Genomic DNA, 21,374 nt, shown 5'->3' with positions numbered 1-21,374 from the left:
GATATGGGGGGTGATGGGGGGATAGGCAGGACGGGAGGGCATCGCGGAACGGTGGTCACCGCCTGACGAAAGAATTTGGTCCAGACCAATTGGGTTGTCAAGACCTCTGGAGGCACCAACACCCCTGTCATAGCCTCGAGTTGAGGCATATGCGCCTACTCTGTGTGGATCATGCTCGCACCATCCGTGAGATGATCTTCCGGATTCTGTGTTGAGCGGGGCATGCCGTGGATATGGTGCTGTTGCAGGACGATGCAATGGGATGTCACAGGGGCCAACTGAGGCGGGGGTGGACCAACCCGCCGCAGTGAACGGGGTGGTGTGCAGCCGTGCCGACCGCGATAGCAGTCACCAGTCCCGATCTGGTGCTCCCGCCGCTCGACCGGCAGACGCCGCCCGCAACCGTCCAGCCCGGGCCCACGCTCGAGCAGTCCCTGAACGCCATGCACACGCTCGTCGAACAGCACGGCTATGTGATCGCCCTCCATCCCGCCTCCGGCGCCGACCCGGCGGTCCAGCGGCTGCGCACCGTGCGCTCCGTCCTGGAGAGCGACCGCATCGCAGTGCTCGGTGTCGCCCTGCCCCCGCTCGGACTCGCCCTGCTCGCCCAGCAGTTGCGGCAGCTGTCCGTCTGTGACTTCAGTCCGGGAGTGCTGGCCTCGTCCGCACGGCTGCTCGCCCACTACATCTACGCCGGCGCCGTCCTCGGCTCGGTCGCGAAACTCGACCACGTCCCTGTGCCGCTCACGTCCCACGCCACGTCGTGGATGCCGGGCGCCCAGTTCGGCGTACTCGCCAATCCGCGGCCGCAGCTCGTGCGGATCGGGCAGGAGGGGTTGCCGGGCCCCGAGTTCGGCACCCGGATGCTCGTCGCCGCCGGGCAGCCGCCGTCGGACTGGGTCACCGCGCAGCTGGCGCCCGCCTGGCGCGTCCAGGGAGTCGCGACCGTGCCCCTGCCGGAGCAGTCCGCACGCTGGTGGGGGACCAACCGGCTCGTCGAGTTCGCGGCGGGGCTGCACGACGTGTCCGTGCTCTACCAGCTCGTCTCGTCCGTACGGCGCGAAATCTGCCACTGGTGCGGCCTCGAACTCATCGGAGACCGCTGCGGGTTCTGCGGCGCGCCCCTGCCACCGCCGTCCGCGCAGCAGCCGTCCACCCTCGCCCGCGCACTCCCCCGAGGCGCCACGTAACCCCGTACGTACAACTCCACAGCACGACCGCTCGACCCGTCGTCCCCCACCGCTCCGATCGAGGTTGTCCGCGTCATGAACTCACGCCAGCGCCGCGGCGTCATCCTGCTGATCCTCTCGGCCCTCGCCGCAGTCGGCGCCTTCGCCGGAGTGCTGTCGGTGATCCGCGACGTGAACTCGAAGGTGGGACCGGAGGCCACGGCGTACCGGCTCAAGGCCGACATCGCGCCGTACAAGGAACTCACGGCCGATCAGTTCCAGAAGATCTCCATGCCCCGGCGCTGGCTGTCCGCGACCGCCGTCACCGACCTCTCGCAGATCCGCGGAAAGATCGCCGTGACACAGCTGGAGAAGGGATCGCTGCTCCAGACCGACATGATCGTCGCCCGCCCCGAACTCCAGCCGGGACAGCAGGAGATCGCCATCATGATCGACGCGTCGACCGGTGTCGCCGGCAAGATCGACCCCGGGTCCCGGGTCAACATCTACGCCACCTTCAAGGCCGCGAACGACAAGAGCAAGGACGAGTCCAAGGTCATCGTGACCGACGCCCGCGTCCTCGACGTCGGCAGGCTCACCGCGCTGGACCCCGGCCAGTCCAGCGACGATCGGCGGCGCAACGCCACCGAGGCCGTCCCCATCACCTTCGCGCTCGACACGGCCGACGCCCAGCGCGTGGCGTACGCCGAGTCGTTCGCCGAACACGTCCGGCTCGCCCTGGTCGCGGGCGGTTCCGCGACCGCGGTCGCCCCGGGCGACCGCACCTACACCCTCGACCAGGACAAGTAGGAGGCCGCATGAGGTCCGTCCCGGTCCCCAGCGGGCCTGTCCCCACGAGGTGCCGCCGATGACCATCCGAATCCTCCCCGCCGTCGGGGACCCCGACGCGGCACGCGCGCTCACCACCCTGCTGAGCCAGGTCGCCGATGCCGAGCCCGCCGCGCCGGTCCACGACTCCACGGCCCTGCTCGACGCCCTCGCGCGCCTGGCCGGAGAGTCCCTCGACGAACTGCCCGAGGTCGTCCTCGTGCACGAGCGGATCGGACCGGTTCCCGCGCTCGACCTGATCCGCGACCTTGTGCTGCGGTTCCCGGCGGTCGGCGTCGTGCTCATCACCGCCGACACGAGCACGGGCGTCCTGACCGCCGCGATGGACTCCGGCGCCCGCGGCATCGTCACCCTGCCCCTCGGCTACGACGCCCTCGCCGAACGCATCCAGGCTGCGGCCGCCTGGTCCGCAGGCATGCGGCGCCACCTGGGCACCGGCACCCCCGAGCTGTACTCCGGGGCCGGCGGGACGGTGGTCACGGTGACCGGAGCCAAGGGGGGTGTCGGGGCGACGGTCGCGGCCGTCCAGCTGGCGCTCGCGGCCCGGACGTCGGGCCGTACCGTCGCGCTCGTCGACCTCGACCTGCAGTCCGGGGACGTCGCCTCCTACCTGGACGTGCAGTTCCGGCGTTCGGTGGCCGACCTCGCCGGGATCACGGACATCAACCCCCGCGTCCTCCAGGACGCCGTCTACACCCACGACAGCGGCATCGGACTCCTCCTCGCCCCCGCCGAGGGCGAACGCGGCGAGGAGGTCACGGATCGCGTGGCCCGCCAGGTCCTGGGTGCGCTCCGGGCCCGCCACGACGTGGTGATCGTCGACTGCGGCTCCCAGATGAACTCGGCCACCGCCGCCGCCGTCGAGGTCGCCGACCATGCGCTGCTGCTGGTCACCCCGGACGTGGTCGCGGTCCGCGCCGCCAAGCGGATGGTGCGCCTGTGGGACCGGCTCCAGATCCGCAAGGCCGAGGAGACCCTGACGGTCGTCAACCGCCACTCACGCGGTACGGAGATCCAGCCCGCCCTCGTCGAACGTGTCACCGGCACCCGGGTGGCCCGCGCCGTCGTCCCGGCCGCCTTCAGGGAGCTCCAGTCGGTCGTGGACACCGGACGCCTCCAGGACCTCGACGCCCGCTCCACGGTGAAGCAGGCGCTGTGGGCGCTGGCGGGGGAGCTGGACCTCGTGAGGGTGCAGGAGGGCGGAGGCGGGCGGCGCCGGAAGGCGTCGTCGGACCGGGGGGCGCTGAGCCTGTGGCGCAAGGGCGGTGACCGGGGATCGGTGACGCTGGAGTTCGCCGGGATGTTCCCGCTCGTCCTGGTCGTGATGGCCCTCCTGTGGGAGTGCGCCCTGTACGGCTACACGTACTCGCTGGCGGGCAACGCGGCGGACGAGGCGGCGCGGGCGGCGACGGCGGCGTACGCCGTGCAGGGGGACTGGTCGGGGGCGTGCCGGTCGGCGGGAGCCAGGCATCTTCCGGGCTCCTGGAGCGGCGCGGAGATCCGCTGTGCCCCGGACGGCTCGGTGATGAAGGCGACGGTGCGTGCACAGGTCCCGCTGTTCTTCCCGGGTGTCGACCCGGGCTGGCGGGTCGACGGGAGCGCGGGCGCGGCGCTGGAGGGGAACGACCGATGAGGGCGTTTCCGCGCAGCCGGGCGGCGGCCCCCTCAGGACCCCGGGCCCGCCGGTGGAACGACCGCGGCGTCTCCATGCTCGAGTTCGCCGGCTACCTCCCCGTCCTCCTCGTCATCGGCATGGCCGCCATCCAGCTGGGCCTGGTCGGCTACGGCATCAACCAGGCCGGCACCGCCGCCCGCGCGGCCGCCCGGGTCGCCTCCCAGGACGGCGACGGCTCGGCCGCGGGTGCCGCCGCCGTCAGCGGCTGGCTCTCCCCCGACGTACCGCAGCCGGCGAGGGGTGCCGACACCACCACCGCCACCGTCACCGTCCACGTCCCCGCCGTGATCCCGCTCTTCGGCGGCTGGGACGTCACCCGCCGCGCCACCATGCCCAACGACGACTGAACCGCCCCACGACAGAGAGGAGCTGACGACCGACATGAGCCTGCGCTCCCGTATCGCCGCCCCCGACAACGGGGGAGCCGCCCGCGAGGACGGACACCTCGTCGCGGTCTACCGCGCCAAGCTCCTCGAAGAGATCGACCTCGCCGAGATGTCCGGCCTCGCGGCCGCCGAACGCCGGGTCCGTCTGGAGCGCGTCCTCGGGCACATCATCAGCCGGGAGGGGCCGGTCCTCTCCTCCTCCGAACGCTCCCAGCTGATCCGGAGGGTCGTCGACGAGGCCCTCGGGCTCGGCGTCCTTGAGCCGCTCCTGGCCGACGCGTCGATCACCGAGATCATGGTCAACGGCCCCGACTCGGTCTTCGTGGAGCGAGCGGGCCGCGTGGAACAGCTTCCGCTCCGCTTCGCCTCCACCGAGCAGCTGATGCAGACCATCGAGCGGATCGTCTCGACGGTCAACCGCCGTGTCGACGAGTCCAACCCGATGGTCGACGCCCGACTGCCCACCGGCGAACGCGTCAACGTCATCATCCCGCCGCTCGCCCTGACCGGCCCCACCCTCACGATCCGCCGCTTCCCGCGCGCGTACACCCTCCCCGAGCTCATCGGCCTCGGCTCGCTCGACGAGCAGATGCTGATGCTGCTCGCGGCCTTCGTCCGGGCCCGCTTCAACCTCATCGTCAGTGGCGGTACGGGCACCGGGAAGACGACCCTGCTCAACGCCCTGTCGGGACTCATCCCGTCCCACGAGCGCATCATCACCATCGAGGACTCCGCCGAACTCCAGCTCCAGCAGGAGCACGTGATCCGTCTGGAGTCCCGCCCGCCGAACGTCGAGGGAAAGGGCCGGATCACCATCCGCGACCTGGTCCGCAACAGCCTGCGGATGCGTCCCGACCGCATCATCGTCGGAGAGGTCCGCGGCGGTGAGACCCTCGACATGCTCCAGGCGATGTCGACGGGCCACGACGGCTCCCTCGCCACCGTCCACGCCAACTCGGCGGAGGACGCGCTGATGCGACTGCAGACCCTCGGGTCGATGTCCGAGGTGCTGATCCCCTTCGAGGCCCTCAAGGACCAGATCAACTCGGCGGTGGACGTCGTCGTCCAGCTCGCCCGGTACGCCGACGGCTCGCGCAAGGTCGTGGAGATCGCGCTCGTGGTGTCGCACGGACGCGAACAGTTCCGCGTCGCCACCGTGTCCCGTTTCGTTCCCCGGCCGCCGGCCGCCGACCGGATCGTCCGCGGCCGCTTCGAGCACCTTCCGCTGCCGCGGACCGTCGCGGAGAAGCTCTACGTCGCCGACGAGCCGCTGCCGCCGGCCTTCCGTGTCGCCGAGGCCATCGACGCGCTCCACACGAGGCAGGCCATCGGATGACCCCCGCCCACGTCAGGAGCGAGCCATGAACGACCCCGCCCTCCTCGCCCTCGGCGCCACCGTCCTCACCGGCACGCTCGCCGTGGCCGGCGTCCATACGTACGCCTCCGGCCGCGCCCAGCGCCAGGCCCTCGTCGACAGGCTCTCCGGCGCCGCGGCGGGGCGGCCCCGTACGGCGGGCGGCCGCGTACGGCGCTTCACGGGCATCGACCGCCGGCTGCGCCGCACCCGCCTCGGGCGAACCGTCCAGCTGCGCCTGTCGGCGACCGGACTCGACCTGACGGCGGGGGAGTTCTGCACCTACGTCACCGCCGTCGTCGTCGCGCTCTGGCTGATCGCCGCGACGGCCCTCGCCCCCTTCTTCGGGCCGGTCGCCGGGTTGATCGGGGTGTGGAGCGCGGCGATCTTCCTCAACTGGCAACGGCAGAAACGCATCGAGGCCTTCATCAACCAACTGCCGGACGTGGCCCGCCTCCTGGCCAATGCCACGGCCGCCGGTCTCGCCCTGCGCACCGCCCTCGCCATGGCGGCGGAGGAGCTGGAAGCCCCGGCCGGGGAGGAACTGGCCCGGGTCGCCGATCAGCTGACGCTGGGCCGTTCGGTCGACGACGCCCTCGACGAACTGGCCGAGCGCCTCCCGTCCCGCGAGCTGATCGTCCTGGTCACCACGCTCGTCCTGGCCAACAAAGCGGGCGGCTCGGTGGTGAACTCGCTGCGCAACCTCACCCAGACCCTGGAGGACCGCAAGGAGACCCGGCGCGAGGTCCGCACGATGCTCTCCGAGGTCAATGCCACGGCCTTCACGGTCCCGCTGCTGGGCCTCGGCTCCCTCGTCCTGGTCAACTCCTCGAACGAAGGCGCCCTGGCCCGCGTCACCGGTTCCCCGCTCGGCCAGGGGCTGGTGCTGCTGGCGCTCGGCCTCTACACCGTCGGCTTCTTCGTCATCCGCCGCCTCGGCAAGATCGAAGTGTGAGGGGGAGGTCGCGATGCTGCCGTTGTTCCTGGCCCTGCTGATGGCGGTCTCGGTCGCGGGGATCCTCCTCGGCGTCCGGATGATCCGCGCGGACGCCAAACTGCCGAGCGATCTGGTGCTCGCCCTGGAGGTGGGGGCCACCCGCGTCTCCAAGGCCGGATCGGCGGTCGATCGGATCGGGATGCGCTTCGCCCCCTCCGTCCTGCGCCTGATGGGTCCGCGCCGAATCGACGGCAAGCGCCGCCGCATCGACATGGCAGGCAACCCGGGCGGTCTCACCCTCCACCGCTATGCCGCACGCCGGGCGGTGTACGGCCTCTTCGGCTGCGTGATGGGCCTGATCTTCCTCTCGGGCGGCCATCCGCTGCTGGCGGTGGGCACGTTCGCCTTCGGCCTGCTGGCGGCCGACGCGTTGATCTGGCAGGCCATCCGCGAGCGCAAGGAGGCCATCGACCGCACCCTGCCGGACTTCCTGGACGTGCTCGCGGTCGTCGTATCGGCAGGGCTCGGCTTCCGCCAGGCCCTCGACCGGGTCGCGGAGAAGTACGAGGGCCCCTGGGCGGACGAACTGCGCATCACCCTGCGCCAGATGGACATGGGGGTCAGCCGCCGCCAGGCCTTCGACGAGCTGCGCAGGCGAAACTCCTCCGAACAGGTGGCCCAGTTCGTCTCGGCCCTGCAGCAGGGCGAGGAGCTCGGTTCCCCCATCGCCGAGACCTTGATCCAGCTGGCCACGGACATGCGGCGCACCGACGCGCAGAACGCCCGCCGCCGTGCGGCGAAGACGATCCCCAAGGCCACACTGGTCACCCTGGTCTTCATGCTCCCGGCGACGATGATCCTCATCGCCACGGGCATGTTCCTGGGCTCGGGGACGGACTTCGGATCGATCCTGGGCCGATGATGAGCAGCCGTACCCCGCGCCCCGCACCCGGGTACCTGGAGGACGACGCCCCGCCGCCGGCCGGCGTCCGCCTCCAGTTGAGCGCGCTCCAGGCGCTGTGCCGCCAGACCGTCGCCGTACGCCTCGCGCTGGTCCTGATCGGCGCGCCCTTCGCCCTGGCCAACACGCCGGGCGGTGCCCTGCGCTACGCCGTCCTCACGGCCGCCGTCCTCGGCGTCATGACGTCGTACGCCCTGCTCCGCGACTGGGACCGGGTCGGCCCGCGTCTGCTCGCCCACCCGTCACTGATGGCCCTCGACCTTCTCTTCGTCGCCACGCTGCTGCTCACCGCGTCCCCTGCCTCCCCCCTCGCGTACGCCACCGTCTGCGCCCCTCTGCTGTCCGGTCTGCTCTACGGCTGGCGGGGGGCGGGTGTCATCACCGGTCTGCAACTGGCCGTCGTCGTCACGGTGTTCCGGGCCTGGGAGCACCGCCCGGGCGCCGGCATCAGCACCCTTCTGATCGCCGGCTTCTGTCTCGCCGCGGGCATCATCGGAGTGACCCTGCGCAATCTGCTGTTCCGGTTCGGCGCGGCCGGCGAGGCGCTGTCCGAGGCGAACGCGCGCCTGGCCGCGGCGGAGGCCGTCGAGTCCGAACGCGCCCGGCTGGCCCGGGAGATGCATGACTCGGTGGCGAAGACCCTGCACGGTCTGGCCCTGGCTGCGGAGGCGCTCGCCGTCTCGGCCGACCGATGCGACCCCGAGACGCTCAAACGCCAGGCGAACCAGGTGGCCGGCGCGGCGCGCAGGGCGGCGGCGGAGTCCCGGGACCTGCTGTCGGACCTGCGGCGCCGTACGGACTTCACGACGGCGCGGGTGGACGTCTCGGCGGAACTGGCAGTCCGCGTCCGCCAGTTCGCCGCGCGTGCAGGACTGGAGGCCGAGCTGGACAAGCCGGAGGCACCGTTGCTCCTGTCGTACGCGACGGCACACCACATCCTGGCGATCGTCTCGGAGGCGCTGGAGAACGCGCATCGCCACGCCCGTGCGAGCCGAGTCCGGATCACACTCCACACCGTCGGCGACACCGCCTTCGATCTGCGGATCGCGGACGACGGTGTCGGCCTGCCGCCGGCCACGGCGCCCGCGGACCTGGCGAGAACCGGCCACTTCGGTCTGCTGGGTATGGCGGAACGCGCCGCGACTCTGGGCGGCCGCCTCCGGCCGGGCCGTTCACCGCTCGGCGGTGCCGAGATCCATCTGCACGTGCCCCTCACCGCGACCGCTCCCCCCACCCCCCAAGAGGAGGCCGCACATGCCTGACCAGGCACTTCCCGGCCCGCCCCTGCGCGTCCTCGTGGCCGACGACAATCCGGTCGTACGGGCGGGACTTGCCGCCCTGTTGTCCGCCCATCCCGACATCGACGTGGTTGCGGAGGCGGCGGACGGCGCGCAGGCACTCGCCCTGAGCGCCCGGCACCGCCCCGACGTCGTCCTCCTCGACGTCCGTATGCCGGGCACGGACGGTTTGACCGCACTGCCCGAACTCGCCCGCGCGGCGCTTGTGATGATGCTGACCTACAGCAGGGAACCCGAGGTCGTGGCCGAGGCGCTGCGCCGCGGGGCCTGCGGCTACCTGGTGCACGGCGAGTTCACGGCAGCCGAACTGATCACGGCGGTACGGGGCCTGAGACAGGGGCGGCCGACGGTCTCCCCGGGGGCCGCGTCGCCGTCCCGCCCTGTCTCGTCCTCGCTCGGCGTTTCCTACGAAGGGAATGAAAGACCTTCGCATCTGCAACCAGTTGTGTCACAGTCGTCGATGGCTGCGGCCGCCCGTACGGAGAGCCTGCGGCGTCGTGCCGCGGGGTGGCTGGACTTCGGTCTGAGTTCGAGGGAGGTGGAGGTCATGGATCTCATCGCGGCCGGGATGAACAACCGGCAGATCGCCGCCGCCTGCTTCATCAGCGAGAAGACGGTCAAGAATCACATCAATCGCATCTTCGCGAAGCTGCACAGCTCTTCGCGCAGCGAAGCGATCGCCCACTGGCTCGGGACGGCACGAGAGGGGTGGAGCGGGTGACCCTTGACGCGGGGGGAAGTTGGGTCCCTGGGCCCACTCGGAGTGAGGAGCCTTTCACGTACGGTGCGTGGACCGGCGGTGTCCGCGGCGGGCGGGAGGGCAGGGACCGTGATGACCAGGGCGAGACGCAGGATCGGTGTGTGGGGGCGGACCGTGGCGTCCCGGATGCGAGGGGATGCCGGGGCGGGGTTCGTCGAGTACGCCGGATTGATGATCATCATTGCCGGGATCTTCACTTTGATCGACCAACTGGGCCTGGACGGCTTGATTTCGGGAGCCATAGGCGATGCCGTCGACCGGGTGATCGGTGGCGGTGGCTGATTGCCCGGCCTTCTTACGGTGACCGAGGGCAGACTCTCCCCCTGTACATCTGGCTGACGGGGATTCTGCTTTTCATCGCCTTTGCGTTCTTCGTCTTCGCTCAAGCGGCGTCCGCGCGGAATGGAGCTCAATCCGCGGCGGACGCCGCTGCGTTGGCGGCGGCCCAGGACTCTCGTGACGAGTTGATGGCCGGCTTGGAGGCAGCGGTCGGCCATGACGACAACTGGCTGGACTGGCTCAGGGGCGATCTCTTCAAGGGCACGGGAGCAACTGCCGCGGCGGAACGACTTGCCGACGAGAACGACGCCACGGTGCAAGGCGGGGCCGTACCCACCGCCGTGAACGGACTTCCCGGATACCGAGTGGCGGTCGAAACGCGCTACACGGTGGGGAAGTCCATCATCCCGGGAACGGAGACGCAGCACGCCATGGCTCAGGCCACTGCGGTCATCGAACCCCGCTGCATCGTTCCCGGGGACGCCGACGCAAAAAAGCCCGTAGAACTGGACTGCGGGGGCGAGAGCGTCGACATCGATCCCGGAGATTTCGATCCGGACGACCTTCCGGACGCGTCCGTGCTGTTCTCTGTGCGTCTGGCCGAGTGAAAGGAAGCCGTACCGATGAATCTCCGGTGCGCCATGAAGGGCCGCAGAGCGCTCACTGCTGTCGCCATCGCGGCTGGTCTGCTCCTCACGGTGACCGGCTGCGGTGGGGGAGGAGACCAGGGTGAGTCCAAGGCGAGTTCCTCGGCGGCCCCGCAGGGCAAGGACGACAGTGCCGACCAGCAGGGACCGCCGACGGGCTCCGTGGACAAGGTGCTCGCCACGGCCAAGGACGGCGACATCACGATAACGGTCACTTCCGCACAACGGGACCAGGGCGGCTTCGTCACGGTGGCGGGCCAGGTGACGAACGGTGGCAGCAGCTCGTGGCTCGGCGCCGACTGGCAGAGCAACGAGACCGAGTTGGCTGTCAACGGGGGGTCACTCTCCGGCGCAAGCCTGGTCGACGAGAAGGGCAAGAAGAAGTACCTCGTCCTGCGGGACACCACAGGTCGCTGCCTGTGCACCAAGTTCTCCCGGCTGAGGCCGGGCGACTCGGCGAGCTGGTTCGCCCAGTTTCCCGCCCCACCCGAGGGCACAACCCAGGTGAACTTTCAGGTCGGTGGCTTGCCTCCCACTCCTATTCAGATCGCCCAGAGGTGACCGACCATGGCCCCCGCTCCTCGCGCCGCCCTTGTCGCCGCCCTCACTCTCCTCACCCTGACCGCCGCCCCCCAGGCCGTCGCCGACGACGGCCCCAGCGCGCCTCCCGGGACCGTCTCCACCTCCCCGCCCCCGTCCGTCGACCCCACCAGTCCTGGGCTCAAGCTCGCCGACGGGGCCACGCTCGCGCCCGCCAAGGTGCTGGACATCAAGTCCGTCGTGGAGGACCTCGGGGGCGAGGAGCGACGTGAGGACACCAACGAGAGCGTCACCTTCGCGCTCCAGGCGGAGGTGCTGTTCCCCAAGGACAGCGCCAAACTGAACCCGCAGGCCCGCTCCCGCATCGACGCCATCGCTGAGGAGATCGAGAAGCAGAACGCGACGAGCGTCCGCGTCTTCGGCTTCACCGACGACCTCGGCAGCTACGCACACGGCCTGGTCCTCTCCCGACAGCGCGCGGAGGCGGTGCACGACCGGCTGGCCTCGACCCTCGGCGGGAACGTCACCTTCGAGGTGCGCGGCTACAGCGAGGACTACCCGATCGCCGACAACTCCACGAAGGAGGGCCGGCGCAAGAACCGCCGCGTGGAGGTGTCGTTCCCGAGAGGAGACTTGTCTTCGTAGGAGTGCGCGAATTCGCCGGAGCCGCCTCCGCCCGCGCGCGGCACGGCTGCGCGATGCTCGTGCCGTCCAGTCGGTCGACGTCGGAACCGGGAGCTGCCATGAGAAAGATCGTCCTGATGATGTCCATGTCCCTGGACGGCTACATCGAGGGCCCGAACCGCGAGATCGACTGGCACCTCGTGGACGACGAACTGCACCAGCACTTCAACGACGTGCTCAAGGAGATGGGCGCCTTTCTCAACGGACGCGTGACCTACGAGCTCATGGCCCGCTTCTGGCCCACCGCAGACGCCGACCCTCACCGCTCGGGACCTATGGTCGAGTACGCCCGGATCTGGCGGAACATGCCCAAGGTGGTGTTCTCCCGGACCCTGGAGCACGCCGACTGGCACACCACCATTGTCCGGGACGTCGTCGTCGACGACATCCTCGCGCTCAAGGCCCAGGAGGGCGGCGACCTGGCGCTCGGCGGCGCGGCCCTGGCTGCCGAGTTCCTGCGGCTCGACCTCGTCGACGAGTTCCGGGTGTACGTCCATCCGATCCTCGTCGGCCGGGGACAGCGTCTCTTCCCCGATACCGACGCCCTGACCGCGCTCCGTCTGATCGACTTGCGCCGGTTCGGCAACGGTGTGGTGCTGCTGCACTACGAGCGCCCCGGCGCGGGCGAACGGTAAAGGTGTTGTCCTGCCCGGGCCCGCTCGATAGGAAGACCGCATGACTGGACTCGGTGCTGTGTTCCGGCCCCAACTGCCTCCCGAGCGACTGCGCGCGATGGCGCGGCTCGCGGACGAGTCGGGCCTCGAGGAGCTGTGGCTGTGGGAGGACTGCTTTCTGGAAGGAGGGATCTCCGCCGCGTCCGCCGCGCTCGCCTGGACCGAGCGGTTGCGGGTCGGGATCGGACTGCTGCCGGTTCCCCTGCGGAACGTCGCGGTCACCGCGATGGAGGCCGCGACGCTGGAGCGGATGTTCCCGGGGCGGGCGATCCTCGGCGTCGGGCACGGTGTGCAGAGCTGGATGGCCCAGGTCGGGGCCCGCGCGGAGTCGCCCCTGACGCTGCTGCGCGAGCATCTCGACGCCCTGCGGGCCCTGCTGCGCGGTGAGCGCGTCACCACGGACGGGCGGTACGTGCGACTGGACGGCGTCGCGCTGGACTGGCCGCCCGCGGAGGCGGTCCGCATCCTCGCGGGGGCCACGGGACCGCGCACGCTGCGGCTGTCCGGCGAGGCGGCCGACGGGACCGTCCTCACCTCGGCCACGACGCCAGAAGGAGTACGAAAGGCCCGTCAGCTCATCGACACCGGCCGGGAGTCGGCCGGGCGTACCGATCCTCATCACGTCGTCGTCTATCTGCGCACCGCCACCGGCCCGGACTGTGCCGCGCGGCTGAGCGCGGACATGGCGGCGGGCGGGAAGGACCCGATGGCGGAGCACGGGGTGGCCGGGGATGCGGGCGCGGTCGCCAAAGCCGTGCGGAGCCTGGCCGACGCGGGCGCGGACACGGTGATCCTCGAGCCGACGGCGGACGAGCCGGACCCGGAGGCGTTCCTGCGGTTCGTGGCCCACGAGGTGCGGCCCCTGCTGCCGTAGCGCCGGGGCAGATCGTGGTGGAGGCCGGTCGTTCGTCCGGTCGTGCGGGCGACCGGCCCTCGCGTGGAAAATTCGTTCGCGATCCCTCCCGGGCACGGGGACGATCGCCCCATGAGCCTGGGCCGTACCTTCGAAGAACTCGTCAAGGAAGCCGTCGACGCCTCCGTCGACGGCTGGGACTTCTCCTGGTTCGAGGGCCGGGCCACGGAAGAGCGGCCCCCCTGGGGGTACGCGCGTTCGATGGCCGAGCGCCTCGCGCAGGTGTCGGCCGCGCTCGACATCCAGACCGGGGGAGGGGAGGTCCTGGCCTCCGCGGCGACGCTGCCGCCCCTCACCGCTGCCACCGAGGGCTGGCCGCCGAACGTCGCGCGGGCCACCGTCCTGCTCCACCCGCGCGGTGTCGTGGTCGTCGCCTCGCCGGAGGATGCGCCGCTGCCCTTCGGGGACGCCGCCTTCGACCTCGTCACCAGCCGGCATCCGGTGCGCACCTACTGGCACGAGATCGCCCGTGTCCTGCGCCCCGGCGGCACGTACTTCTCCCAGCAGGTCGGCCCGGCGAGCGCCTTCGAAGTGGTCGAGTACTTCCTCGGGCCGCAGCCGGAAGCAGTCCGCTCCGCCCGCGACCCTGAGCGTGCGCGGGCCGAGGCCGAAGCCGTGGGTCTCGAGGTGACCGGCCTTCAGCAGGCCCGGCTGCGCATGGAGTTCCATGACATCGGTGCCGTCGTCCACTTCCTGCGCAAGGTGATCTGGATGGTCCCCGATTTCACCGTGGAGCGGTACGAGTCCCGGCTTCGGTCCCTGCACGAACGGATCGAGTCGGAGGGGCCTTTCGTCGCCCACAGCTCCCGCTTCCTGATCGAGGCGCGCAAGCCGCGCGACTGACCGTGCGCGGCCCGGCCCATATCGAACAGTGAGACTGGCGTCCACATGTCGAGACGTTGGCTCGAGGTTTTCATATCGTTATCGAGCGCCGCTCGCCCCCCGGCCTTCGCCTCACGTAAGTTCAGACCAAGGTAAATCGCGTGAGCAAAGCTGCGCGGATGGCATCGCGCAGTGGAGGGGGCTGCGCGGCGCCGTGCCCGGCCGGACGCACCGTCAGACGTCCCGCACGATCACCTGCACCCCGCGCCGTATCCCCCATCGCTCCATCGCGCCGGCCTCGGCCTCCAGAACGTGGCGCGCACGCAGCCGGGGCAGGCCGAGCCGCCCCGGTCGCATCGTCCGCACCGCCACCACCCGCAATGCCGCGTCCAGATAGGCGATGTCGATCGCGAATCGCATGCCCAGGGTGTGCACGGCGCTCGCCGGACTCAGCAGCAGCGCGCCCTCGATCCCCGCGCGCCCGAGCAGTCCACGCCGCCGGGCGCCCGCCGACCGGGCGATCTCCAGTGGCACCGGGGCGGACATCCCCGCCGTGGTGAGCATGGCCATGGCTGCGAAGTTAGCGACGGCGTCAAGTGGCCGTTCCCGGCGCTCGTCACCCGCCGGGAGTACGTACGGACATGTCGCCGTGCGCCCCACAAGGCCGCGCACGCCCCTTGCATACCTCAGGATTCAGCCGGATTCCCTTTGGATCCGCTGTGTTCCGGCCATGAACACGCCCTGAATGAACGATTCCGGGGCCACCGCGGCGTCGCCGGACGATTTCGGAGAGTAGTTGTGGCACGCCGATGCACGCAGCATCACTTACGAAGGGTTATGGTGGAAACCCCCCCTCGGGCCGGTCCGTCTCCCCCCCACGGACCGGCCCGTTTTCCTTTCCCCGCGGCTGAGCCCCGGGTCCGATCCGGCTCGTCCGCCGAGCCCGCCGCCCCGCGGGCCGAGTCCCCGCACCCGACCCGAAACCCGGAATACCCAGCCATGCGGCCCCCGTTCACGGGTACGAAGCTGATACAGACCACTGACACCCCTTGGCGGGGCCCGGGTTTCCCGGGGGTAGGCTTCGCCTCCGGGGACCGCCATCTGACGGGGATCGCGCACGCCCGCACCTGTCTGATCCGCACGGAGGGGCTGACAATCACGTGAACCTGCGCGACAAGCTGCGCGGCATGCTCGTCAGGCTGTACGCGCGCCGGGTGGAGGGTCACCTGGACCACGCTCAGGTGCCCAAGCACATCGGCGTCATCATGGACGGCAACCGGCGCTGGGCGAAGGCCGCGGGTTCCACCACCGCACAGGGCCACCGGGCCGGGGCCGACAAGATCGAGGAGTTCCTCGGCTGGTGCGCCGAGACGGACGTCGAGGTCGTCACGCTCTGGCTGCTGTCGACGGACAACTTCGACCGGCCGAAGGAGGAGCTGGTCCCGCTCCTCGGGATCATCGAGGACGTCGTCCGTTCCCTCGCCGCCGACGGCCGCTGGCGGGTGCACCACGTGGGCGCCCTCGACCTGCTGCCCCCGCAGATGCAGACCGTCCTCAAGGAGGCCGAGGAGGCCACCGCGCGCATCGACGGGATACTCGTCAACGTCGCCATCGGCTACGGCGGCCGGCAGGAGATCGCCGACGCCGTCCGCTCGATGCTCCTCGACGCCCATGACAAGGGCGCGTCGGTGGAGGACCTGGCCGAGTCCGTCGACATCGATCTGATCGGCAGACACCTCTATACGAGTGACCAGCCCGATCCCGATCTGGTGATTCGCACGAGCGGCGAACAGCGGCTGTCCGGGTTCATGCTCTGGCAGACCGCCCATTCGGAGTACTACTTCTGCGAGGTCTTCTGGCCGGCCTTCCGCAAGGTCGACTTCCTGCGCGCCCTGCGCGACTACGCGGCGCGACACCGTCGCTACGGCGGCTGAAGAATCCTTCGCCGCGGCGGCCGGGAGCCCGGCGCGCCGGGACGTGCATTCACCCGCTCGGGTGCAAAAGTCACACGGAGTTCATCGGGGCGCCGTCATATGCCGTGGCATGGCAGCGCATGTTCGAGGGCATAAGCCAGACAGGTCGACACCCGAACCACGGGTGTCGTATCTCAGCGGACGGCTCGGGGTCGTCCGCCCGGGAGGCCCTTTGCACCAGCCCGACCGTGCGGTCTCGGCACGGAAGAAGCAGTGGGGGGCCGGTTCTCGGCCCGTGCATCGCGGCCGTCGACCGGTCCAGCTCCACTCCGTCGCTCCCCGACCTCATCCGAGGGGGTACGTCCTTCCGTGGTGACCAGCACAAAGCGCCACAAGCCAGACCGGCGCACCTATGTTCTCGACACCAGCGTCCTGCTGGCCGACCCGAACGCCATGACGCGCTTCGACGAGCACGAGGTCGTGCTCCCGGTCGTCGTGGTCACGGAGCTGGAGGCCAAGCGGCACCATCCCGAACTCGGCTACTTCGCCCGGCAGGCCCTTCGCCTGCTCGACGACTACCGTGTGCGGTACGGCCGCCTCGACGCCCCCATTCCGACCGGGGACCTCGGCGGGACCCTCCGGGTCGAGCTCAACCACTCGGACCCCAGCGTGCTGCCCACCGGCTACCGCCTGGGGGACAACGACTCCCGCATCCTCGCGGTCGCCCGCAACCTGCAGGCGGAGGGGTTCGACGTCACCGTCGTGTCGAAGGACCTGCCCCTGCGGATCAAGGCGTCGTCCGTCGGGCTCCAGGCCGAGGAGTACCGCGCGGAACTGGCCATCACGGACTCCTCCGGCTGGACCGGAATGTCCGAACTGACCCTGTCCGGCGAGCAGGTGGACGTCCTCTTCGAAGAGGGGCATGTATACGTTCCCGAGGCCGCCGATCTGCCCGTGCACACCGGCCTGACGATCCAGTCGGAGCGAGGCAAGGCGCTGGGTCGCGTCACGGCCGAGGGCAACATCCGTCTGGTGCGCGGCGACCGGGAGGCGTTCGGCATCAAGGGCCGCAGCGCGGAGCAGCGGATCGCTCTCGACCTGCTGCTCGACCCGGACGTGGGGATCATGTCGATGGGCGGCCGGGCCGGCACCGGCAAGTCGGCGCTGGCGCTGTGCGCGGGCCTCGAGGCGGTGCTGGAGCGCAGGCAGCATCAGAAGGTGATGGTCTTCCGGCCGCTGTACGCGGTCGGCGGCCAGGAGCTCGGTTATCTGCCCGGCACCGAGGCCGAGAAGATGAGCCCCTGGGCCCAGGCGGTCTTCGACACGCTGTCCGCGGTCACCACGCGCGAGGTCATCGAAGAGGTCACCGCACGAGGGATGCTGGAAGTCCTTCCGCTCACCCACATCCGCGGTCGCTCGCTCCACGACGCCTTCGTCATCGTGGATGAGGCGCAGTCGCTCGAACGGAATGTGCTGCTGACCGTTCTGTCCCGGATCGGCGCGAATTCGCGGGTGGTTCTCACCCATGACGTCGCCCAGCGGGACAACCTGCGGGTGGGCCGGTACGACGGAGTGGTCGCCGTCGTTGAGAAACTGAAGGGGCATCGGCTCTTCGCCCACGTCACGCTGACGCGGTCCGAGAGGTCCCAGATCGCAGCCCTTGTGACCGAAATGCTCGAAGACGGGCAGATCTGACCCGAGTGTTCAATGCGAGGTGGTTACCCGCGGGTTGGCGTCGTCCGGCAAAGGCCTAGAGCCTAGTCGGGCGGCGCCTTCGCGTGCGGTTGTTTTCGCGAATCCACTGGGCCAAACGGGATGTGAGCTTTCACACTCGACACAGAATTGCCACCCGGCGTCCGGTTGCGGCAGAGTCTCACTCCTGTCAGGCCTCGCATACGACACAGCCATACCCCCAGCGGTACGGCACCCCAGAAGCACCACAGCCAACTTCACAGCGCCGTCGTATGTCGCCCGAGCACCACGCGGCCGCCCCTGTCACGGGGTTGCCCACCGGGCCCGTGCCTCCCGTGACCCCGCAGTTGGGAGGCCAGCGTCAGGGGCACGATTGCGTCCGCCAGGGTCACCGAAGCGGGCGATGCTGGAAGGAAACCGTGTGAGCCGGATTTCGGTCCGGGGATTCGCAGTGGCCTCGGCCACGGCGGTCACCGCTGTCGGCGCCGTCACTGGTGTTGCCTCGGGCAGCGTCGGGCAGCCCTCGAGCGACGCTGAGGCAACGGCAGGCGACTCGATGCTGCTCGCCGACCTGCCTACGGGTCAGCAGGCGCAGGTGCAGACCGCGTCCCTGACACAGCAGGCCGACGCACAGGCCATCGCCGCGGACGTGGGCGCCAAGAAGGACGCCGAGGAGTCGGCCCGCAAGCAGGCGGCCGCGGACGCGATCGCCAAGCAGAAGGCCGCGCAGAAGGCCGAAGAGGCAGCCAAGGCGCGCAAGGAGGCGGAGGCGGCGGCCAGCCGCTCGAGCCGTGACGCGTCCAGCTTCCCGGTCCAGAGCTCCTACACCGTCTCGCAGATCCAGGCGATGGCGCGTCAGATCGTCGCGGCCGGCCAGTTCCAGTGCTTCAGCAACATCGTGGACCACGAGTCCAGCTGGAACTACCGCGCGGTCAACCCGTCCTCCGGTGCCTACGGCCTCTTCCAGGCCCTGCCCGGCTCCAAGATGTCGTCGGTCGCCGCCGACTGGCAGACGAACCCGGCCACGCAGATCAAGTGGGGCCTCAACTACATGAACAGCCGGTACGGCAGCCCGTGTGAGGCCTGGTCGTTCTGGCAGGCCAACCACTGGTACTGAGCCGTCGTTCCGCTTGCGGGCGGACGCTCAACCTCAAGAAGCCCCTCACCGTCTATGGGTGAGGGGCTTCGGCCGTTTACGCCCGCGGGGGCCTGCCGTGTACGGTCGGAGCCGACGACTCCAGGGGGGAGTGGTGGGGAGCACTCAGGGACGCGGGGGAAGAGGACGGATCATGTCGCAACTGCCAGGGTGGCTCTCCCGGCTCGGCGCCGGACTGAGCCAGGTGGGCGAGCGGCTGGACGAGCGCCGTGCCGAGGTCGAGAAGGAGCATGCCGAGCCGGCGCCCGCCCCGGTGCCGGACGGTGTTCCGCCGCCTCCGGCGTACCCCCCGGATGTACAGGCGCGTCCGCATCCCGTCGAAGCGGTCCCGTGGGGAGTACGGGTGGCGGCCGAGGCCGGCTGGCGGGTGCTCGTCCTCGCGGGCACGGTCTGGGTGCTGATGCGGGTCATCAGTGCCGTCCAGTTGGTGGTGCTGGCGTTCGTGTGCGCGCTGCTCATCACGGCACTGCTGCAGCCGACCGTGGCGCGGCTGACCCGTCACGGTGTGCCGCGGGGACCGGCGACCGCGCTGACCGCGATCCTGGGCTTCGTCATCATGGGGCTCATCGGCTGGTTCGTGACGTGGCAGGTCATGGAGAACATCGACTCGCTCTCCAACCAGATCCAGGACGGCATCGACGAGTTGCGCAAGTGGCTGCTCAACAGCCCCTTCCACGTCACGGACAAGCAGATCAACCAGATCGCCAAGAACCTGCGCGAGGCGATCGGCGCGAACGCCGACCAGATCACCTCGACCGGCCTGGAGGGCGTGCAGGTCATCGTCGAGGCCCTGACCGGAATCCTTCTGACGGTCTTTTCGACACTTTTCCTGCTGTACGACGGCCGGCGCATCTGGGAGTGGACGCTGAAGCTGGTGCCCGCCGCGGCGCGGCCGGGTGTGGCGGGCGCGGGGCCGAGGGCCTGGCGCACGCTGACGGCCTATGTCCGCGGCACGGTGATCGTGGCCCTGATCGACGCCATCTTCATCGGCCTCGGCATCTACTTCCTGAACGTGCCCATGGCCGTGCCGCTCGCCGTCTTCATCTTCCTGTTCTCCTTCATCCCCCTGGTGGGCGCCGTGGCGTCGGGAGCGCTGGCGGTGGTGGTGGCGCTGGTGACACAGGGTGTCTTCACCGCGATCATGACGCTCGCCGTGGTCCTGACCGTCCAGCAGGTCGAGGGCCACATCCTGCAGCCGTTCATCCTGGGCCGGGCCGTGCGGGTGCACCCGCTGGCGGTGGTGCTCTCCGTGACGGCCGGGGGCATGGTCGCGGGCATCGGCGGCGCGGTGGTGGCGGTACCGCTGGTGGCGGTGACGAACACGGTGGTGGGCTATCTGCGGTCGTACGCGGCCTCGAGAGCCCCGCGCCAGGTTCCCCAGCCGGCATCCGTACCGCAGTCGGAGACGCCACCACCGCAGGACAGCCCGTCGGGCGTCTGAGCGCGCGCCCGGCGTTCGGGTACGAGGCCGCCCGGGCCCGCAGCGGCGTCGGAGCGAACGACCGCGAGGCCCCGCCCACCGTGAAGGCGAGCAGGGCCAGGAAGCGGAGCGCCGTCGCGCGCTACTCGGAGAGGACCGCCTCCGCGTCCAGCGTCACGCCGACCGCCTGGATCACCGACGCGATCTTGAAGGCCTCCTGGACGACCTCACGGTCGACTCCGGCCTTGCGCAGCACCTGCTCGTGCGAGTCCAGGCACGCACCGCAGCCGTTGATCGCCGACACCGCGAACGACCACAGTTCGAAGTCGACCTTCTCGACCCCGGGATTGCCGATGATGTTCATCCGCAGGCCCGCGCGCAGGGTGCCGTACTCCTGGTCCGAGAGCAGATGGCGGGTGCGGTAGAAGACGTTGTTCATCGCCATGACGGCGGCCGCGGACTTCGCCGCGGTGTACGCCTCCGGCGTGAGGTTCGCCTTCGCCTCCGGCTCCAACTCGCGCAGCACGATCGCCGAGCGGGACGCGATCGCCGTGACCAGGACCGTGCCCCACAGCTGCTGGGCCGGGAGGCCGGAGTTGCCGATGACCGAACTCAGGTTGAGCTTCAGGTCCTTGGCGTAGTCCGGAAGGGAGGACTTCAGGGAGTCGAGGGACATCGTTCACTCACCGGCCAGCAGTTTGACCGGGTCGAGGGTGTCCTCGCCCTTGTTCCAGTTGCAGGGGCACAGCTCGTCGGTCTGCAGGGCGTCCAGGACCCGCAGGACCTCCTTCGGGTTTCGGCCGACGGATCCCGCGGTCACCATGGTGAACTGGATCTCGTTGTTCTGGTCCACGATGAAGACGGCGCGCTGCGCGAAGCCGTCCTCGCCCTCGATACCCAGGGCACGCATCAGCTCGTGCTTCGAGTCGGCCATCATCGGGAACGGCAGGTCGCGCAGGTCGGGGTGGTCCTTGCGCCAGGCGTGGTGGACGAACTCGGAGTCGCCGGAGAAGCCGAGGATCTGGGCGTCACGGTCGGCGAACTCGTCGTTCAGCTTGCCGAAGGCCGCGATCTCGGTGGGGCACACGAAGGTGAAGTCCTTGGGCCACGCAAAGACGATCTTCCACTGACCCTCGTAGGTCTTGTGGTTGATCTGTTCGAACTCCTTGCCCTTCTCCAGCGAGACGCAGGCGGTCAGTTCGAACTCGGGGAACTTGTCACCGACAGTGAGCACATGCTCTCCTT

General features: G+C 70.0%; 23 protein-coding genes. 20 read left to right on the top strand and 3 right to left on the bottom strand.

Annotated features, from left to right (window positions below; genetic code table 11):
• The first annotated feature begins 329 nt into the window (after positions 1-329).
• From VXC91_RS03890 to VXC91_RS03815, 16 genes are all read left to right on the top strand, one after another.
• Positions 330-1,190 (top strand): zinc ribbon domain-containing protein, encoded by an 861-nt coding sequence (locus VXC91_RS03890; protein ID WP_329505088.1) that lies wholly within the window; start codon positions 330-332, stop codon positions 1,188-1,190.
• A gap of 75 nt (positions 1,191-1,265) precedes the next feature.
• Positions 1,266-1,979, top strand: coding sequence for a Flp pilus assembly protein CpaB (cpaB, locus tag VXC91_RS03885; RefSeq protein WP_329505086.1), 714 nt, complete (start codon positions 1,266-1,268; stop codon positions 1,977-1,979).
• Positions 1,980-2,037: 58 nt separating this feature from the next.
• On the top strand, positions 2,038-3,651 hold the full coding sequence (locus tag VXC91_RS03880; RefSeq protein ID WP_329505085.1) for an AAA family ATPase: 1,614 nt from the start codon (positions 2,038-2,040) through the stop codon (positions 3,649-3,651).
• Positions 3,648-4,040 carry a TadE family protein gene (locus VXC91_RS03875; RefSeq protein ID WP_329505083.1) on the top strand — a complete coding sequence of 131 codons (393 nt, stop codon included), beginning with the start codon at positions 3,648-3,650 and terminating at the stop codon, positions 4,038-4,040. The genes VXC91_RS03880 and VXC91_RS03875 overlap by 4 nt, the downstream gene beginning before the upstream one ends.
• 34 nt (positions 4,041-4,074) lie before the next feature.
• A complete protein-coding gene (locus VXC91_RS03870; RefSeq protein WP_329505081.1) occupies positions 4,075-5,415 on the top strand; it encodes a CpaF family protein in 1,341 nt (446 codons plus the stop codon).
• A 25-nt stretch (positions 5,416-5,440) separates the two neighbouring features.
• Positions 5,441-6,388: a type II secretion system F family protein gene (locus VXC91_RS03865; protein WP_329505080.1), complete on the top strand. Its 948-nt coding sequence runs from the start codon at positions 5,441-5,443 to the stop codon at positions 6,386-6,388.
• 13 nt (positions 6,389-6,401) lie between these two features.
• Positions 6,402-7,292: a DUF5936 domain-containing protein gene (locus tag VXC91_RS03860; RefSeq protein ID WP_329505079.1), complete on the top strand. Its 891-nt coding sequence runs from the start codon at positions 6,402-6,404 to the stop codon at positions 7,290-7,292.
• A complete protein-coding gene (locus VXC91_RS03855) occupies positions 7,289-8,593 on the top strand; it encodes a sensor histidine kinase (RefSeq protein WP_329505077.1) in 1,305 nt (434 codons plus the stop codon). Before VXC91_RS03860 ends, VXC91_RS03855 begins: the two co-directional genes overlap by 4 nt.
• Positions 8,586-9,350, top strand: a complete 765-nt coding sequence (locus VXC91_RS03850; RefSeq protein WP_329505076.1) for a response regulator transcription factor — start codon at positions 8,586-8,588, stop codon at positions 9,348-9,350. The genes VXC91_RS03855 and VXC91_RS03850 overlap by 8 nt, the downstream gene beginning before the upstream one ends.
• Positions 9,351-9,461: 111 nt before the next feature.
• Positions 9,462-9,671, top strand: a complete 210-nt coding sequence (locus VXC91_RS03845; protein ID WP_329505109.1) for a hypothetical protein — start codon at positions 9,462-9,464, stop codon at positions 9,669-9,671.
• Complete coding sequence (locus VXC91_RS03840) at positions 9,668-10,276, top strand: pilus assembly protein TadG-related protein (RefSeq protein WP_329505107.1); 609 nt, start codon at positions 9,668-9,670, stop codon at positions 10,274-10,276. The genes VXC91_RS03845 and VXC91_RS03840 overlap by 4 nt, the downstream gene beginning before the upstream one ends.
• A gap of 15 nt (positions 10,277-10,291) precedes the next feature.
• Complete coding sequence (locus VXC91_RS03835) at positions 10,292-10,876, top strand: hypothetical protein (RefSeq protein ID WP_329505075.1); 585 nt, start codon at positions 10,292-10,294, stop codon at positions 10,874-10,876.
• A gap of 6 nt (positions 10,877-10,882) precedes the next feature.
• A complete protein-coding gene (locus VXC91_RS03830; RefSeq protein ID WP_329505074.1) occupies positions 10,883-11,500 on the top strand; it encodes an OmpA family protein in 618 nt (205 codons plus the stop codon).
• A 98-nt stretch (positions 11,501-11,598) separates the two neighbouring features.
• Complete coding sequence (locus VXC91_RS03825) at positions 11,599-12,174, top strand: dihydrofolate reductase family protein (protein ID WP_329505073.1); 576 nt, start codon at positions 11,599-11,601, stop codon at positions 12,172-12,174.
• 40 nt (positions 12,175-12,214) lie between these two features.
• The gene (locus tag VXC91_RS03820) at positions 12,215-13,087 is read left to right on the top strand and encodes an LLM class flavin-dependent oxidoreductase (RefSeq protein WP_329505072.1); all 873 of its coding nucleotides are present in this window, start codon (positions 12,215-12,217) and stop codon (positions 13,085-13,087) included.
• 111 nt (positions 13,088-13,198) lie between these two features.
• The gene (locus VXC91_RS03815; RefSeq protein ID WP_329505071.1) at positions 13,199-13,969 is read left to right on the top strand and encodes a class I SAM-dependent methyltransferase; all 771 of its coding nucleotides are present in this window, start codon (positions 13,199-13,201) and stop codon (positions 13,967-13,969) included.
• Between the two features lie 213 nt (positions 13,970-14,182).
• On the opposite strand, the gene VXC91_RS03810 is transcribed toward VXC91_RS03815, so the two are convergent.
• The gene (locus VXC91_RS03810) at positions 14,183-14,518 is read right to left on the bottom strand and encodes a DUF192 domain-containing protein (RefSeq protein ID WP_329505070.1); all 336 of its coding nucleotides are present in this window, start codon (positions 14,516-14,518) and stop codon (positions 14,183-14,185) included.
• A 590-nt stretch (positions 14,519-15,108) separates the two neighbouring features.
• Between VXC91_RS03810 and VXC91_RS03805 the strand changes: the two genes are divergently transcribed.
• From VXC91_RS03805 to VXC91_RS03790, 4 genes are all read left to right on the top strand, one after another.
• Positions 15,109-15,882 (top strand): isoprenyl transferase, encoded by a 774-nt coding sequence (locus VXC91_RS03805; protein WP_329505068.1) that lies wholly within the window; start codon positions 15,109-15,111, stop codon positions 15,880-15,882.
• 348 nt (positions 15,883-16,230) lie between these two features.
• On the top strand, positions 16,231-17,556 hold the full coding sequence (locus VXC91_RS03800) for a PhoH family protein (RefSeq protein WP_329505066.1): 1,326 nt from the start codon (positions 16,231-16,233) through the stop codon (positions 17,554-17,556).
• A gap of 400 nt (positions 17,557-17,956) precedes the next feature.
• A complete protein-coding gene (locus VXC91_RS03795) occupies positions 17,957-18,670 on the top strand; it encodes an aggregation-promoting factor C-terminal-like domain-containing protein (RefSeq protein WP_329505064.1) in 714 nt (237 codons plus the stop codon).
• A gap of 172 nt (positions 18,671-18,842) precedes the next feature.
• Positions 18,843-20,150 (top strand): AI-2E family transporter, encoded by a 1,308-nt coding sequence (locus VXC91_RS03790; protein WP_329505063.1) that lies wholly within the window; start codon positions 18,843-18,845, stop codon positions 20,148-20,150.
• A gap of 121 nt (positions 20,151-20,271) precedes the next feature.
• Here VXC91_RS03790 and VXC91_RS03785 read toward each other — a convergent pair whose 3' ends face one another.
• Positions 20,272-20,805, bottom strand: coding sequence for an alkyl hydroperoxide reductase (locus tag VXC91_RS03785; RefSeq protein WP_329505062.1), 534 nt, complete (start codon positions 20,803-20,805; stop codon positions 20,272-20,274).
• Between the two features lie 3 nt (positions 20,806-20,808).
• Positions 20,809-21,363, bottom strand: a complete 555-nt coding sequence (locus VXC91_RS03780) for a peroxiredoxin (RefSeq protein WP_329505061.1) — start codon at positions 21,361-21,363, stop codon at positions 20,809-20,811.
• Positions 21,364-21,374 lie beyond the last annotated feature (11 nt).

This window comes from Streptomyces chiangmaiensis, from assembly GCF_036281785.1.
Classification (GTDB): domain Bacteria; phylum Actinomycetota; class Actinomycetes; order Streptomycetales; family Streptomycetaceae; genus Streptomyces; species Streptomyces chiangmaiensis.
The sequence above is the reverse complement of the archived record's forward strand: the minus strand, read 5'-3'. Positions and strand labels throughout refer to the sequence as shown.

Coding starts and splice junctions, on each gene's coding strand:
- cpaB (WP_329505086.1), top strand. CDS start 1,266: ATGAACTCACGCCAGCGCCGCGGCGTCATCCTGCTGATCCTCTCGGCC.
- VXC91_RS03880 (WP_329505085.1), top strand. CDS start 2,038: ATGACCATCCGAATCCTCCCCGCCGTCGGGGACCCCGACGCGGCACGC.
- VXC91_RS03875 (WP_329505083.1), top strand. CDS start 3,648: ATGAGGGCGTTTCCGCGCAGCCGGGCGGCGGCCCCCTCAGGACCCCGG.
- VXC91_RS03870 (WP_329505081.1), top strand. CDS start 4,075: ATGAGCCTGCGCTCCCGTATCGCCGCCCCCGACAACGGGGGAGCCGCC.
- VXC91_RS03865 (WP_329505080.1), top strand. CDS start 5,441: ATGAACGACCCCGCCCTCCTCGCCCTCGGCGCCACCGTCCTCACCGGC.
- VXC91_RS03860 (WP_329505079.1), top strand. CDS start 6,402: ATGCTGCCGTTGTTCCTGGCCCTGCTGATGGCGGTCTCGGTCGCGGGG.
- VXC91_RS03855 (WP_329505077.1), top strand. CDS start 7,289: ATGATGAGCAGCCGTACCCCGCGCCCCGCACCCGGGTACCTGGAGGAC.
- VXC91_RS03850 (WP_329505076.1), top strand. CDS start 8,586: ATGCCTGACCAGGCACTTCCCGGCCCGCCCCTGCGCGTCCTCGTGGCC.
- VXC91_RS03845 (WP_329505109.1), top strand. CDS start 9,462: ATGACCAGGGCGAGACGCAGGATCGGTGTGTGGGGGCGGACCGTGGCG.
- VXC91_RS03835 (WP_329505075.1), top strand. CDS start 10,292: ATGAATCTCCGGTGCGCCATGAAGGGCCGCAGAGCGCTCACTGCTGTC.
- VXC91_RS03830 (WP_329505074.1), top strand. CDS start 10,883: ATGGCCCCCGCTCCTCGCGCCGCCCTTGTCGCCGCCCTCACTCTCCTC.
- VXC91_RS03825 (WP_329505073.1), top strand. CDS start 11,599: ATGAGAAAGATCGTCCTGATGATGTCCATGTCCCTGGACGGCTACATC.
- VXC91_RS03820 (WP_329505072.1), top strand. CDS start 12,215: ATGACTGGACTCGGTGCTGTGTTCCGGCCCCAACTGCCTCCCGAGCGA.
- VXC91_RS03815 (WP_329505071.1), top strand. CDS start 13,199: ATGAGCCTGGGCCGTACCTTCGAAGAACTCGTCAAGGAAGCCGTCGAC.
- VXC91_RS03810 (WP_329505070.1), bottom strand. CDS start 14,518: ATGGCCATGCTCACCACGGCGGGGATGTCCGCCCCGGTGCCACTGGAG.
- VXC91_RS03795 (WP_329505064.1), top strand. CDS start 17,957: ATGCTGGAAGGAAACCGTGTGAGCCGGATTTCGGTCCGGGGATTCGCA.
- VXC91_RS03790 (WP_329505063.1), top strand. CDS start 18,843: ATGTCGCAACTGCCAGGGTGGCTCTCCCGGCTCGGCGCCGGACTGAGC.
- VXC91_RS03785 (WP_329505062.1), bottom strand. CDS start 20,805: ATGTCCCTCGACTCCCTGAAGTCCTCCCTTCCGGACTACGCCAAGGAC.